Raw genomic sequence first — 14,148 nt, 5'->3', positions numbered from 1 at the left:
CCGACCCCGGACACCCCGGCGGCCCCCGGTACCCCATGCGAGGGGCCGGGGGTCAGTCCTGCCCGTACCGGGGATCGACCGACTCGGGGGAGAGGCCCAGCAGCTCCGCCACCTGCTCGACCACGACCTCGTGGACGAGCAGCGCCCGCTCGTCGCGGCTCTTCGAGCGGATCTCGACCGGCCGCCGGTAGACGACCACCCGGGCCGGCCCGTCCTTCGCGGCGGGCACGGAACCGCCCAGCGGCACCGCCTCGCCCGGCACCGACGGTGGCACGTCGAGCACCAGGAACTCGACGTCCGCCAGCTGCGGCCAGCGCCGCTCCAGACGCTCCACCGAATCCAGGACCAGATCGCGGAACGTGTCCGCCCGGCTCGCCGACAGCGGCACCTGCGGCGGTGCTACGGGCCCCCGCATCCCGCGGCCGTGCCGGTCGCGGCGACGCGTCCGGGGCTCCAGCGGATCCGGCCGCGCCTCTGCCGGGCGGGTCTCGGCGGAGCGGGACTCACCCCCCTGGGGTTCGCCGGCGGGGTGACCGCCCGCGTGGGACTCGGCCGGACGGGACGAGGGGCGCGGCGGCACAGGACTGTCCATCACTGACGCAGCGTAACTCTCCTCGGTGTCAGTCGACCGTGGCGCACACGTGCCACCGCGATTCGTCCGCACCCGCGCTGTCGATAGTTGAACGTTCCGGCCAAGCGCGGGCTCGATTCCGTAGGGTCCCGCGATCGGCCATCTGGCCGTGGTTGACCGGATTCCGCTCGGACGGTGTCCGGATCGGCCGCCGTCCCCGCCCCTGGTCGCTTCCTTACGCGCAGGTCAGGACAGTCGTCCCGAGAGGGGTCGTGTCCGACGTCACACCGCGACACGGTGGAGTGACCTGGTGGAGAGTCGTCGCGGCCCGCTCAAGAGTGCGGTACCGTCCAACGTCGTGAGCCCTGTACGTCGCTGTTCGCGCACCGCGTGCGGCCGCCCTGCCGTCGCGACACTGACGTACGTCTATGCCGACTCGACTGCGGTCCTCGGCCCGCTCGCCACCTACGCCGAGCCCCACTGCTACGACCTGTGTGCCGAACACAGCGAGCGCCTCACCGCGCCGCGCGGCTGGGAGGTCGTGCGGCTCTCCGACGGCTCCGCCCCGGCCCGCCCGAGCGGGGACGACCTGGAGGCCCTCGCCAACGCGGTACGGGAGGCGGCCCGCCCCCAGCAGCGCGCGGCGGAGGCCGGCGGCAAGGGCGGCGGGGGCCGTGGCGGGGACCCCATGGAGGTCGGCCGCCGCGGACACCTGCGCGTCCTCCGCTCCCCGGACTCCTGAGCCTCCCCGGGCTGAAACCTCCCTCCACCCCGCCCCACCCCCGATTTCCGGGCATTCCTCCCCCGACCGGTCAAGGCGCTCTGCCCTCCCGTGAGCGGCCCCCGGTAGGTTGGGCCTCCTGTACACGCGCCGCACACGCGTGCCGATGATGGCGTATTCAGGAGGGTTGTTCCGTGGCTGCTGATCTGTCGCAGATCGTGAAGGCGTACGACGTCCGCGGGGTGGTGCCGGAGCAGTGGGACGAGACGCTCGCCGAACTGTTCGGCGCCGCGTTCGTCCAGGTGACGGCCGCCGACGCGATCGTGGTCGGCCACGACATGCGGCCCTCGTCGCCGGGCCTCTCGGGCGCCTTCGCCCGCGGCGCGGCCCGCCTCGGCGCCGACGTCACCCTCATCGGGCTCTGCTCGACCGACCAGCTCTACTTCGCCTCGGGCAGCCTCGACCTGCCGGGCGCGATGTTCACCGCCTCCCACAACCCCGCCCAGTACAACGGCATCAAGATGTGCCGCGCCGGAGCCGCCCCCGTCGGCCAGGACACCGGCCTCTCCGAGATCCGTACGCTCGTCGAGCGCTGGTCCGACGAGGGCGCCCCCGAGGCCGCCGCCACGGCCGGCACGATCACCGAGCGGGACACCCTCGCCGACTACGCCGCCCACCTGAAGGCGCTGGTGGACCTGGCCGCGATCCGCCCCCTCAAGGTCGTCGTGGACGCGGGCAACGGCATGGGCGGCCACACCGTCCCCACCGTCTTCGCGGGCCTCCCGCTCGACCTCGTACCGATGTACTTCGAGCTCGACGGCACCTTCCCGAACCACGAGGCCAACCCGCTCGACCCCGCCAACATCGTCGACCTCCAGGCCCGCGTCCGGGCCGAGGGCGCCGACCTCGGCCTCGCCTTCGACGGCGACGCGGACCGCTGCTTCGTGGTCGACGAGCGCGGCGAGGCGGTCTCCCCGTCCGCGATCACGGCCCTCGTCGCCGCGCGCGAGCTGGCGAAGACCCCCGGCGGCACGATCATCCACAACCTGATCACGTCCTGGTCGGTCCCCGAGGTCGTGCGTGAGAACGGCGGCAAGCCGGTCCGCACGCGCGTCGGCCACTCCTTCATCAAGGAGGAGATGGCGAAGACGGGCGCGATCTTCGGCGGCGAGCACTCCGCGCACTACTACTTCAGGGACTTCTGGAACGCCGATACGGGCATGCTCGCCGCGCTCCACGTCCTCGCCGCGCTCGGTGGCCAGGACGGCCCGCTGTCGGAGCTCGTCTCCTCGTACGACCGCTACGTCGGCTCGGGCGAGATCAACTCCACGGTCTCGGACCAGGCGGGCCGCACGGCGGCCGTCAAGGCGACGTTCGCCGGGCAGGACGGCATCGGCATCGACGAGCTGGACGGTCTGACGGTGGCGGCGGACGACTGGTGGTTCAACCTGCGCCCGTCGAACACCGAGCCGCTGCTGCGCCTGAACGTGGAGGCCCGTGACGGGGCCACCATGGCCAAGATCCGCGACGAGGTCCTGGACCTCGTCCGCGCGACCGACTGACACCGCTCTGCCCGCCGGGGGACGGCGCGGACGGCCGAGCCGCGCGCCCCGTTCCCCGGCGGTAGGCTGACCTGGCCCAAAGGGCAGCACCATCATTTTCGTTTGTTCGAAGGGACACCTCATGCCGCTCGAAGCCGGCCTCCTGGAGATCCTGGCCTGCCCGGCGTGCCACGCGCCGCTGAACGACCGTACGACGGCCGAGACCCCCGAACTGATCTGCACGAGCCCCGACTGCGGCCTCGCGTACCCGGTCCGCGACGGCATCCCGGTCCTCCTGGTGGACGAGGCCCGCAAGCCGCAGTAGCCCCGCGTGGGGCGCGTGCCCGTGCGGGCAATTGCCCGCAACCCCACCCCCCCCGTGTGGGCAATCGTCCCGCTGGGCGGTGGGGGCCCCGGACGAAGTCTGGGGGAGGGCGGGCACACGGGACGGCGCCCCTGCGGGTGCGTCCGCCCCGACCGCCCCCCACGAGGGCCCGTACCGCGCAAGTGCCCCGCCCCAGATCCGCACCGCACCGCACCGCATCCGCGCCCGCCCGCAGGGCCCCGCCCCGCCCGTACCCGGAGGCACCGCCCCATGCTCGACGAGACCCTCCTCGACGCCCCGGACGCCCTCGCCCTCGCAGACCGCCGCGGTCTCCTCCGCGGCGCCGCCGAGGCCGGCGCACGGGTGCGGACCGCCGCCCGCCACGCCGCCGAAGCGGGCATCTCCGAGCTCAGCCCCGACGGCCGCCCCCGCTCCCTCCTCGTCGCGGGACCCGGCACCGCGGCCGCGGGCGTCGCCGACCTGGTGGGTGCGCTCGCGGGAGCCGCGGCCCCCGTGATCCGCCTCCAGCCCACCGGCGTCGCCCCCGCCTCCGGCGCCCTGCGCTGGGCCCTGCCCGGCTGGGCAGGCTCCCTGGATCTGCTCCTGATCCCGACGACCGACGGCTCCGAACCCGGGCTCGCGCTCCTCGCCGAACAGGCGTACCGCCGCGGCATCACCGTCGTCGCCGTCGCCCCGAAGACCTCCCCGCTGGCGGAGACCGTCAGCGCCCCGCGCGGGCTGCTCGTACCGATGGCCATGGCCCCGCACGAGAGCGCCGTGGAGTACGAGGAGACGCTGGCCGCGGGCCCCGGAGCCCTGTGGGCCCTGTTCACGCCCCTCCTCGCGCTGCTGGACCGCGTCGGCCTCCTCGAAGCGCCGTCCGAGACGCTGGAGAAGGTCGCCGACCGCCTCGACAGCACGGCCGAGCGCTGCGGCCCGGCCATCGCCACCTACAGCAACCCGGCCAAGACGCTCGCCGCCGAACTCGCCGACACGCTGCCGCTGATCTGGACCGAGGGCGACGCCGCCGGCCCCGTAGGCCGCCGTTTCGCCGCCGTACTGGCCGAGCTGGCCGGCCTGCCCGCGCTCGCCGCCGAACTGCCCGAGGCGCTGCCCGCCCACGGTGTCCTGCTCGCGGGCGACTACGCGGCGGGCGCCGACCCCGACGACTTCTTCCGCGACCGGGTCGACGAGCAGCAGGCACTGCGCGCCCGGGTCGTCCTGCTGCGCGACCGCCCGGCCGACGCCGGCGGCCTGACGGCCGCCCCCGCCGCGCGGGAGCTGGCCCTCAGCCACGGCACCGCCATCAGCGAGCTGGAACCGCTGGTGTCGGAGGAGGCGTCGGGCGAGAGCGGCGAGCTCCTGGAAACGCTGGCCGAACTGCTCGCCGTCACCGACTTCGCCGCCGTCTACCTGTCGCTGGCGTCGGCCGGGATCGCACCACCCCACGCGTAGCCACAGCACGCACCCCGACCCACACCCGTCCCACGACGCCGCCACGTCCCACGACGCCCCCACCTCCATCACCGCACCGAGGAAAGCTGGAAGGCTCCATGGACCGCCTCGTCAACACCGTCCGCCCCTATGCCTGGGGTTCCACCACGGCCATCCCCGACCTGCTCGGGACCACCCCCACCGGTGAGCCCCAGGCCGAGATGTGGATGGGCGCCCACCCTGGAGCCCCCTCCCGTACGGAGCGCGGACCGCTCAACGAGGTCATCGACGCCGATCCCGTACGCGAGCTGGGCGCCCCGGCCGTCGGGAAGTTCGGCCCGCACCTGCCCTTCCTCCTCAAGGTGCTCGCCGCCGGAGCCCCGCTCTCCCTCCAGGTCCACCCCGACCTCGCCCAGGCGACGGCCGGATTCGCCGCCGAGCAGGCGGCCGGCGTCCCGATCGACGCGCCGCACCGCAACTACAAGGACGCCAACCACAAGCCCGAACTGATCTGCGCCCTCACGCCGTTCAACGGGCTCTGCGGCTTCCGCGACCCGATCGAGGCCGCCGACACGATCGCCGCGCTCGGCGTCGACTCCCTCAAGCCGTACGTCGATCTGCTGCACGCCCACCCCGAAGAGGCCGCGCTGCGCGAGGTCATGACCGCCCTGCTCACCGCCGACCGCGAGGAGATGGCGCACACCGTCGCCGAGGCCGCGGCCGCCGCGGAACGCCTCGGCGGCGCCCACGCCCCGTACGCCGCCCTTGCGCACCACTACCCGGGCGACGCCGGCGTCATCGCCGCCATGCTGCTCAACCCCGTCCAACTCCAGCCCGGCGAAGCCCTCTTTCTCGGCGCCGGCGTGCCGCACGCCTACCTCGACGGCCTCGGCATCGAGATCATGGCCAACTCCGACAACGTGCTGCGCTGCGGTCTGACGCCCAAACACGTCGACGTCCCGGAGCTGCTGCGGATCGTCCGCTTCGAACCGACCGAGCCGGGCGTCCTGCGCCCGGAGGCCTCCCCGTCGGGCGAGGAGGTCTACGAGACCCCCATCGACGAGTTCCGTCTCTCCCGTTTCGTACGGGCCGAGGGCGCGGCGCCCACCGACGTCACCGCCACCACCCCGCAGATCCTGCTCGCCGTCGCGGGCCGGCCGAAGGCGGGCGAGGTGACCCTCGCCGCCGGCGAGTCCGTCTTCGTACCGGCGGGTGAAACGACCGAACTGTCCGGTACGGGAACGGTCTTCCGCGCCACCGTCGTGGCCTGATGCAACAATGACCGGCCGTATGGCGGCAACAGTGCCGGAGTACCGACGAAGGGAACACGTACACCCATGAGCGCGTCAGGCGGAACCAAGGCGATCGTGGCGGCACTCGCCGCGAACCTCGCGATCGCGGTAGCCAAGTTCGTGGCGTTCCTCTTCAGTGGTTCGTCCTCGATGCTGGCCGAGAGCGTGCACTCGCTCGCCGACTCCGGCAACCAGGGCCTGCTGCTCCTCGGAGGCAAGAAGGCGAAGCGCGAGGCGACTCCGCAGCACCCCTTCGGCTACGGCCGCGAGCGGTACATCTACGCCTTCCTCGTCTCGATCGTGCTCTTCTCGGTCGGTGGCATGTTCGCCGTCTACGAGGGCTACGAGAAGATCAAGCACCCGCACCCGATCGAGGACTGGTACTGGCCGATCGGCGTCCTCGTCTTCGCGATCATCGCCGAGACCTTCTCCTTCCGTACGGCCATCAAGGAGTCGAACGCGATCCGCGGCGGCCAGTCCTGGAAGGAGTTCGTGCGCCGCGCGAAGGCGCCCGAGCTCCCGGTCGTCCTCCTCGAGGACCTCGGCGCGCTCGTCGGTCTCTTCCTCGCCCTCGGCGGTGTCGGCATCGCGCTCCTCACGGGCGACGGCGTCTGGGACGGCATCGGCACCCTCTGCATCGGTGTCCTGCTCATCGTGATCGCGATCGTCCTCGCCGCCGAGACCAAGTCGCTGCTGCTCGGTGAGTCCGCGGGCGTCGAGGACGTGAAGAAGATCGAGGACGCGGTCGTCGACGGCGAGTCGGTCACCCGCCTCATCCACATGCGCACGCTCCACCTCGGCCCGGAGGAGCTCCTCGTGGCCGCCAAGATCGCCGTCCGCCACGACGAGTCGGCCGCCGAGGTGGCCCACGCGATCAACGCGGCCGAGGAGCGCATCCGCGCGGCGGTCCCGATCGCCCGGGTCATCTACCTGGAGCCGGACATCTACAGCGAATCGGCGGCCGCCGCAGGCGTCAACCCGGCCAAGTCCCCGGGCGGCCCGAGCCACTGACACGCGGCACAGGAGCCCGGCGCCGCCACGACACGGCGCCCGCACCACAGGGGCCCGGGGTCACACGACCCCGGGCCCCTTCGCGTGCTCCGGGTCACCAGGACCCCGGGCTCTTCACGTGCTCCGAGTCACCAGGACCCCGGGCCCCTTCGCGCTCCGGGGCACCACAACCCGGGCCCCTTCGCGCGCTCCCGCTACCCGATCTCGCCCAACACCCCCAGCACACCCACCTCGTCCCCGGCGTCCGACAGCCGCTCCCTGAACCCGGGATCCATGAGCTTGCGCGACAGCATCGCCAGGATCCGCAGATGCTCGTCCCCCGCGGCCGCCTCCGGCACGGTGATCATGAAGATCAGCCGCGCCTTCGTCCTGTCCGGGGAGCCCCACTCCACACCCTCCGGCGACCGCGCGAAGCCGACGATCGGCGCCGTCACGGAATCGGTCTTGGCGTGCGGGATGGCGATCTCCTCGCCGAGCGCGGTCGTGCCCTGCTCCTCCCGCGCGAACGCGGCCCGCACCAGCCCGTCGAGGTCCGCGACCTTCCCGGTGGTGGCGAGCATCGCGGCCATCTCGCGGATCGCGGCGTCCTTGCCCTCGGCGTCCAGCCGGACCTTCACGGTCTGAGCGGTCAGACACCCGGACAGCACCTCGTCGTCCGCGGGACCGACGGCGCCGGTCGAGTCGCCAGGACCTGTACGCGTACCGCCAGCGCTCCCCGCACCGGCACCCACACCGGCTACCGCACCCTCGGAAACCCCGACCGCAGCCGGCACGTCACCCACCGGCACACCCACCGACATGGCACCCACCGGCACAGCACCCACCGGCACCGGCCCGACCGGCGGCACGCTCATCGGCACCCCGCCCCGACTCCTGCGCTCCCTGATGTCGATCAGGGCGTTCGTCGTGAGCGCGGTGACCGCCGTGCCGAGGGCCACGGCGAGGAAGAACATCGGCACACCACCCACCGCACCGAGCACCGCCACGATCGGCCCGCCGTGCGGCACCGCGTCCGTCACCCCGGCCATGCCGGCCAGCGCACCGGCCACCGCGCCACCGAGCATGTTCGCGGGGATGACCTGCGCCGGCCGCGCCGCCGCGAACGGAATCGCGCCCTCGGAGATGCCGAACATGCCCATGAAGAGCGAGGCCGTTCCGGTCTCCCGCTCCTGCTCCGAGTACAGCTTGCGCCGTATCAGCGTCGCCAGGCCCTGGCCGAGCGGCATCACGGGGATGGCGGCCGCGCACATGCCCATGACGGTCTGGTTGCCGGTGGCGACGAGCCCCGCGCCGAAGAGGAACGCGGTCTTGTTGACCGGGCCGCCCATGTCGAACGCGATCATCAGACCGAGAATCGCACCCAGCAGAATCGCGCTGGTGCCGCTCATCCCACCGAGCCAGCTCGTCAGGTGCTCGAAGACCCAGGAGATCGGCTGCCCGATCACGTGGACGAAGAACAGACCCAGCGCCGTCGTGGCCACGATCGGGATCACGATGATCGGCATGATCGGCTGGACGAACTTCGGAACCCGGACCTTCTTGATCCACAACACCAGATACCCGGCCAGGAAGCCGGTGACGATGGCGCCGATGAACCCGGCGCCCGCCTCGGAGTTGTAGAGCGATCCGTCGCCGGCGATCCAGCCGCCGATCATGCCCGGTACGAGCGCGTGCCGGTCGCCGATGGCATAGGCGATGTAGCCGGGACAGGATCGGCACCATCAGCTTGAAGCCGATGACCCCGATGTTGTTGACGTCCATCCAGAAGGAGTCCTCCGGGATGACCAGCCCGTCGGGGGTCGCGTGGCCGCCGATGGCGAGCGAGATCGCGATCAGCAGCCCGCCGACCACGACGAACGGAATCATGTACGAGACGCCATTCATCAGCGCCTTGTCCGCGAGGCTCCGCTCCTTACCGCCGCCGCCCCCGCCGTCGCTGCCACCCATGCTCGCGGTGCCCGCCGACCCACCGGCCTCCTGCACGGGCGCGTTCCGCACCTGCTCGATCAGCCGCTCGGGATGGTGGATCCCCTCCGCCACGCCGACCGCCAGGACCCGCTTGCCCGCGAACCGACTGCGGTCCACGTCCTTGTCGGCCGCGATGATGATGCCGTCCGCGTCCTGACATCGTTGTCAGAAGTACGTTCTCGGCCCCGATGGATCCTTGGGCCTCCACCTTCATCTCGACGCCGAGCGCCTGCGCGGCCTGCGTCAGCTTCTCCGCCGCCATGTAGGTGTGCGCGATCCCGGTCGGACAGGCGGTCACCGCGAGCAGCCTCACCCGCCGCTCCTCGCTCGCCGGACTGGTCAGAGGGTTCTCCTCACGCTCGCTGCCGATTCCTGAGCATCGTGCCTCAGGCGCGCGGGTAGTCAAAAGCCCGCGAAATCCCTTCTGTTCGGGTCCCTGGGCTCGATGCAGACGGCGAAACCGGCCGAATCCCGGGGCAGGCCGGACTGTAGGTCGCCGCACTGATCGGTGTAGATTCGTGACCAGCCAGACGTCGCTGCTGATGGCGGTCGGGCGGTCCGCGGGACCGGCCGAGGGAGAGAGGGCCTCCGACGACTGCACCGCGGAAGTACCCGGGCATTCGTGTGCCCGCGCTACGCACGTCGCGGTGTCAGGCGCCCACCGACCCTCGAACCCGATCCACGAGGAGCAGCCCAGTCATGACGACTGCCGCCACCCAGCAGGACTTCAAGGTCGCCGACCTGTCTCTGGCCGCCTTCGGCCGCAAGGAGATCACCCTCGCCGAGCACGAGATGCCCGGCCTGATGGCTATCCGCCGCGAGTACGCCGACCAGCAGCCACTCGCCGGCGCCCGGGTCACCGGCTCCCTGCACATGACCGTGCAGACGGCCGTCCTCATCGAGACCCTGGTCGCCCTCGGCGCCGAGGTCCGCTGGGCCTCCTGCAACATCTTCTCCACCCAGGACCACGCGGCCGCCGCGATCGCCGTCGGCCCGAACGGCACCCCCGAGGCCCCGGCGGGCGTCCCGGTCTTCGCCTGGAAGGGCGAGACGCTGGAGGAGTACTGGTGGTGCACGGAGCAGGCCCTGACCTGGCCGAACACGCCCACCGGCGGCCCGAACATGATCCTCGACGACGGTGGTGACGCCACCCTCCTCGTCCACAAGGGCGTCGAGTTCGAGAAGGCCGGCTCCGCCCCGGACCCGTCCACGGCGGACAGCGAGGAGTACGGCTACATCCTCCGACTCCTCAACCGCACCCTCGGCGAGAACCCGCAGAAGTGGACCCAGCTCGCGTCCGAGATCCGCGGCGTGACCGAGGAGACCACCACCGGTGTCCACCGCCTGTACGAGATGCAGCAGGCCGGCTCCCTCCTCTTCCCGGCGATCAATGTGAACGACGCCGTGACGAAGTCGAAGTTCGACAACAAGTACGGCTGCCGCCACTCCCTCATCGACGGCATCAACCGAGCCACCGACGTCCTCATCGGCGGCAAGACGGCCGTGGTCTGCGGTTACGGCGATGTCGGCAAGGGCTGCGCGGAGTCGCTCCGCGGCCAGGGCGCCCGCGTCATCGTCACGGAGATCGACCCGATCTGCGCGCTCCAGGCGGCGATGGACGGCTTCCAGGTCACCACCCTGGACGACGTCGTCGAGACGGCCGACATCTTCATCACCACCACGGGCAACAAGGACATCATCATGGCGTCCGACATCGCCAGGATGAAGCACCAGGCCATCGTCGGAAACATCGGCCACTTCGACAACGAGATCGACATGGCCGGCCTGGCCGCCACCCCCGGCATCGTCAAGGACGAGGTCAAGCCGCAGGTCCACACGTGGACCTACCCGGACGGCAAGGTGGTCATCGTGCTGTCCGAGGGTCGTCTGCTGAACCTGGGCAACGCGACGGGTCACCCGTCGTTCGTGATGTCGAACTCGTTCGCGGACCAGACCCTGGCCCAGATCGAGCTGTTCACCAAGCCGGAGCAGTACCCGACCGACGTGTACGTGCTGCCGAAGCACCTGGACGAGAAGGTCGCCCGCCTCCACCTCGCCTCGCTCGGCGTGAAGCTCACGACCCTCCGCCCCGAGCAGGCCGCCTACATCGGCGTCGAGGTCGAAGGCCCGTACAAGCCGGACCACTACCGCTACTGATGCCGGTCCGGACGGCGCCCGTGCACTGACGCACGCCCGTCCTGCGCACCCGTAGAGGAATCAGGCAGGCCCCCGCACCCCCGTGCCGGGGGCCTGCCCCGTCTATCACCCCCGCAAGCACCCCGAGGACCCATGCCCCGCGGCCGCTATTCGCTCCATGATCCGCACGATCACGCCCCCCTCGGTGAAGAGCACTTCAACTGCGCGCCCGGCCCCTCCGGCTGGCGCTACGTCTCACAGACCACCACCCCCTCCGGCGACCACGCCGGCTCTGTCGACCTGGCCATCGACGAACTCGGCCGCCCCATCCGGCTCGAACTCCACGCCGCGAGCTGGCAGGTCCGCGGCGCCGCCCTCGACGGCGTCACCTGGGTCCGTACGGACCCCACCGGAACCCATGCCACCGAAGGCAATGTGCGCGCCCACGCCTTCACCGGCACGTCCCCGGCGTTCCTCGTCGCCATCACGCGACTCCTGCGACTCACCCCCGCTTCCCCCGCGACCCGCGTCAGGCTCGTCGCCTTCACGGATCCCGTGCTCGCCCCCCTCACCATCGACCAGTCCTGGGCCCTGGTGAACAGTGAAGCGCACCCCACTGACAACGACCGTCTGATCGTGGACGAGTACCAGGTCAACGCCCTCGACACGGGCGAACAGCACACGGTTCACATCGCCGGAGACGTGGTCCTCTCCGCCCCCGGCATCGAACTCGAATCCCTCGAGACCCCGCCGTCCGTCTTCCCCTGACGACGGGCGCCGCCGGTCAGGCCGGCGGCGCGAACCCGGTAGAACGCCGGGGCTCCACGGGCGACGGGGCCGGCGCCACGTACCCCGGCACAACGCCCGCCGCTCCCGGCGAGGGAGAGGAAGCAGAAGCGGACGTAGCCGAGGAGGCAGGAGAGGCACCAGAAGCATGGGAGGGTGCGAAAGCCCGCCGCGCGTCCCGTGCCTGCCGCTCGCCGACGACCCCCGCCAGATACGCCGCCGCCGGCACACCGGCCGGCGGCGGGGTCCCCGTCCGAGCGACCAGCTCGTCGGCCAGACGCTCCGCGATCCGCTGTCCCACGGCCGGGTCCAGCTGCCACATACGCGTCAGGTACTGCCGTATCTCCAGCCACAGCGCGTCCGGCACCGCGGAGAGATCCAGCTCCGTGAACCGTCCCACGAGCCACGGCGGGGGAGGCGGCACGACCGAGGTCCGAGCGGCCGGCACCCGCTCCCGTACGACGAGCGTCCCGGCGAAGACATCCCCGATCCGCCGCCCGCGCGCGGACACGAGGGAGGCGATACAGGCGACCGTCCCGAACGTCATGAGGATCTCCACCACCCCCATCGCCCCTCGCACGAGCGCGTGCCGGAACCGGATCGGCCCACCGTCGTCCCGCACCACCCGCAGCCCGCAGGCCAACTTCCCCAGCGACCGCCCGTGCGACAACGTCTCCACCGCGATCGGTGCGCCCACGAGGACCAGAAGGAACGAGGCGATCGACATCGCCGTCTGCGCCGCCTCGTCGAGCGATGCCGTCGCCAACGCGAGGCCGAACGTGATCAGCAGATAGACCGCCCACACCACGAGCGCGTCGAGGAGCAGCGCCAGGGCCCGACTCGGCAGCCGCGCCGGCTGCAACCCCAGTACGACGGCGTCCCCCGTCACAACCCCGCTCACGGCACCCACCCTTCTCCGACCTACCCCGACCCCGCGGTACGACAGTCTGCCAAGCTGACCCGCAGCGCGCCGCAGTAGTACGGACCCGTCCGCACCCAGTGCCTGGAGCAGCAGCCGATCATGGACCTCGACGTCTACGTCACCGCCCACCGCGCCGAGTGGGACCGTCTCGACCAGCTCCTGCGCCGCGGCGGCAAGCTCAGCGGTGCCGAGGCCGACGAGCTCGTCGCCCTGTACCAGCGGACGGCCACCCACCTCTCCCTGATCCAGTCCAGCGCCCCGGACCCCATGCTCACGGCCCGGCTCACCCAGCTCGTGGCGCGCGCCCGCGCCACGGTCACCGGCACCCGCCGCTCCTCCTGGCGCGACGCGATCCGCTTCCTGACGGCCGGCTTCCCCGCGGCCGTGTACCGCTCACGCCACTGGTGGGTCCCGACGGCAGTCCTCTCCACCCTTGTCGCGGTGCTCATCAGCTGGTGGATCGGTACGCACCCGGAAGTGCAGTCCGCCATCGGCGCCCCGGCCGAGCTGCGCGAGATGACCCGTCCGGGCGGCCAGTACGAGACGTACTACTCGAGCCACCCGGCGGCCTCCTTCGCCGCCCAGGTCTGGACGAACAACGCCCAGGCAGCCGCCATGTGCCTGGTCCTCGGCGCGTTCCTCTGCTTCCCGGTGCTCTGGATCCTCTTCCTCAACATGCTGAACCTCGGCGTGGCCATCGGTCTGATGTCCGCCGCAGGACGCCTCGACGTCATGCTGGGACTGCTCCTCCCGCACGGACTGCTGGAGCTGACCGCCGTCTTCGTCGCCGCCGGCACCGGTCTCCGCCTCGGCTGGACGCTCATCGAACCCGGCCCCATGACCCGCCGCGCCGCGTTGGCCGAAGAGGGCCGCGCGGCCGTGGGCATGGCGATCGGCCTGGCCCTGGTCCTGTTCCTCTCGGGCCTCATCGAAGGCTTCGTGACCCCGTCGGGGCTCCCGACCTGGGCTCGCATCGCCATCGGAATAGCCGCCGAGCTGGCATTTCTCGTCTACGTCTATGTCCTGGGCGCCCGAGCGGTACGAGCGGGCGACACGGGCGACGTGGAGGAGACCGACCGCAGCGCGGCTCTGCCGACGGCTGCCTGATGTGCGGACGACCCCGCTGACCTGCTAGTCTCCTCCTTGCCCACAAAAACCGTTGACACGGCTCGCGTGGGGAGGTAGATTCAAACGGTTGCCTCGGACTGGACAAGTCCGAAGGCCAGCAGCTAGACTCTCTCTCGCTCCGGTCGGGAAGTTGATTTCCACGGAGCCACCCCGATTCCTTATTCGAATCACGAAGCCACCGATTAGGTCGGCCGAAATGAATCTGATAAAGTCGGAATCGCCGGAAAGGGAAACGCGAAAGCGAAGAACAGCCCGGCAGCCCGCTCCAGCGGGTGGCAGAAACGGAAAACGGATCTGCTAAGCTGGAAACACG

Annotated in this window: 11 protein-coding genes and 1 pseudogene; 9 read left to right on the top strand and 3 right to left on the bottom strand. The window is 71.4% G+C overall.

What is annotated here, in order from left to right:
- Positions 1-52: 52 nt before the first annotated feature.
- Positions 53-592 (bottom strand): metallopeptidase family protein, encoded by a 540-nt coding sequence (locus ACFY8U_RS35595; protein ID WP_361609118.1) that lies wholly within the window; start codon positions 590-592, stop codon positions 53-55.
- A 289-nt stretch (positions 593-881) separates the two neighbouring features.
- Here ACFY8U_RS35595 and ACFY8U_RS35590 point away from each other — a divergent pair, with 289 nt between their 5' ends.
- The 6 genes from ACFY8U_RS35590 to ACFY8U_RS35565 all read left to right on the top strand — a co-directional run bounded on the left by ACFY8U_RS35590 (position 882) and on the right by ACFY8U_RS35565 (position 6,895).
- A complete protein-coding gene (locus ACFY8U_RS35590; protein ID WP_361445936.1) occupies positions 882-1,313 on the top strand; it encodes a DUF3499 domain-containing protein in 432 nt (143 codons plus the stop codon).
- A 173-nt stretch (positions 1,314-1,486) separates the two neighbouring features.
- Entirely contained in the window at positions 1,487-2,854 is a 1,368-nt protein-coding gene (locus tag ACFY8U_RS35585) for a phosphomannomutase/phosphoglucomutase (RefSeq protein WP_389576260.1), read from the top strand.
- Positions 2,855-2,975: 121 nt separating this feature from the next.
- Entirely contained in the window at positions 2,976-3,158 is a 183-nt protein-coding gene (locus tag ACFY8U_RS35580) for a Trm112 family protein (protein ID WP_361445942.1), read from the top strand.
- A 270-nt stretch (positions 3,159-3,428) separates the two neighbouring features.
- Complete coding sequence (locus ACFY8U_RS35575) at positions 3,429-4,613, top strand: SIS domain-containing protein (protein ID WP_389576259.1); 1,185 nt, start codon at positions 3,429-3,431, stop codon at positions 4,611-4,613.
- A 98-nt stretch (positions 4,614-4,711) separates the two neighbouring features.
- A complete protein-coding gene (gene manA / locus ACFY8U_RS35570) occupies positions 4,712-5,863 on the top strand; it encodes a mannose-6-phosphate isomerase, class I (RefSeq protein WP_389576258.1) in 1,152 nt (383 codons plus the stop codon).
- Between the two features lie 66 nt (positions 5,864-5,929).
- Complete coding sequence (locus tag ACFY8U_RS35565) at positions 5,930-6,895, top strand: cation diffusion facilitator family transporter (RefSeq protein WP_389576257.1); 966 nt, start codon at positions 5,930-5,932, stop codon at positions 6,893-6,895.
- 194 nt (positions 6,896-7,089) lie between these two features.
- On the opposite strand, the pseudogene ACFY8U_RS35560 reads toward ACFY8U_RS35565, so the two are convergent.
- A pseudogene (locus ACFY8U_RS35560) lies at positions 7,090-9,125 on the bottom strand (fructose-specific PTS transporter subunit EIIC).
- 437 nt (positions 9,126-9,562) lie between these two features.
- On the opposite strand from ACFY8U_RS35560, the gene ahcY reads away from it, so the two are divergent.
- Together ahcY and ACFY8U_RS35550 are read left to right on the top strand one after the other, a co-directional pair.
- Positions 9,563-11,020: an adenosylhomocysteinase gene (gene ahcY, locus ACFY8U_RS35555; RefSeq protein ID WP_389576256.1), complete on the top strand. Its 1,458-nt coding sequence runs from the start codon at positions 9,563-9,565 to the stop codon at positions 11,018-11,020.
- A 132-nt stretch (positions 11,021-11,152) separates the two neighbouring features.
- Entirely contained in the window at positions 11,153-11,767 is a 615-nt protein-coding gene (locus ACFY8U_RS35550) for a hypothetical protein (protein ID WP_389576255.1), read from the top strand.
- 16 nt (positions 11,768-11,783) lie between these two features.
- Here ACFY8U_RS35550 and ACFY8U_RS35545 read toward each other — a convergent pair whose 3' ends face one another.
- Positions 11,784-12,686: an RDD family protein gene (locus ACFY8U_RS35545; protein ID WP_389576254.1), complete on the bottom strand. Its 903-nt coding sequence runs from the start codon at positions 12,684-12,686 to the stop codon at positions 11,784-11,786.
- A 120-nt stretch (positions 12,687-12,806) separates the two neighbouring features.
- On the opposite strand from ACFY8U_RS35545, the gene ACFY8U_RS35540 reads away from it, so the two are divergent.
- The gene (locus ACFY8U_RS35540; protein WP_389576253.1) at positions 12,807-13,814 is read left to right on the top strand and encodes a stage II sporulation protein M; all 1,008 of its coding nucleotides are present in this window, start codon (positions 12,807-12,809) and stop codon (positions 13,812-13,814) included.
- Positions 13,815-14,148: the final 334 nt, after the last annotated feature.

Source organism: Streptomyces sp. NPDC012508 (genome assembly GCF_042902595.1).
Classification (GTDB): Bacteria; Actinomycetota; Actinomycetes; order Streptomycetales; family Streptomycetaceae; genus Streptomyces.
Note: the sequence above shows the minus strand (reverse complement) of the source record. Positions and strands in the feature narration are given on the sequence as shown.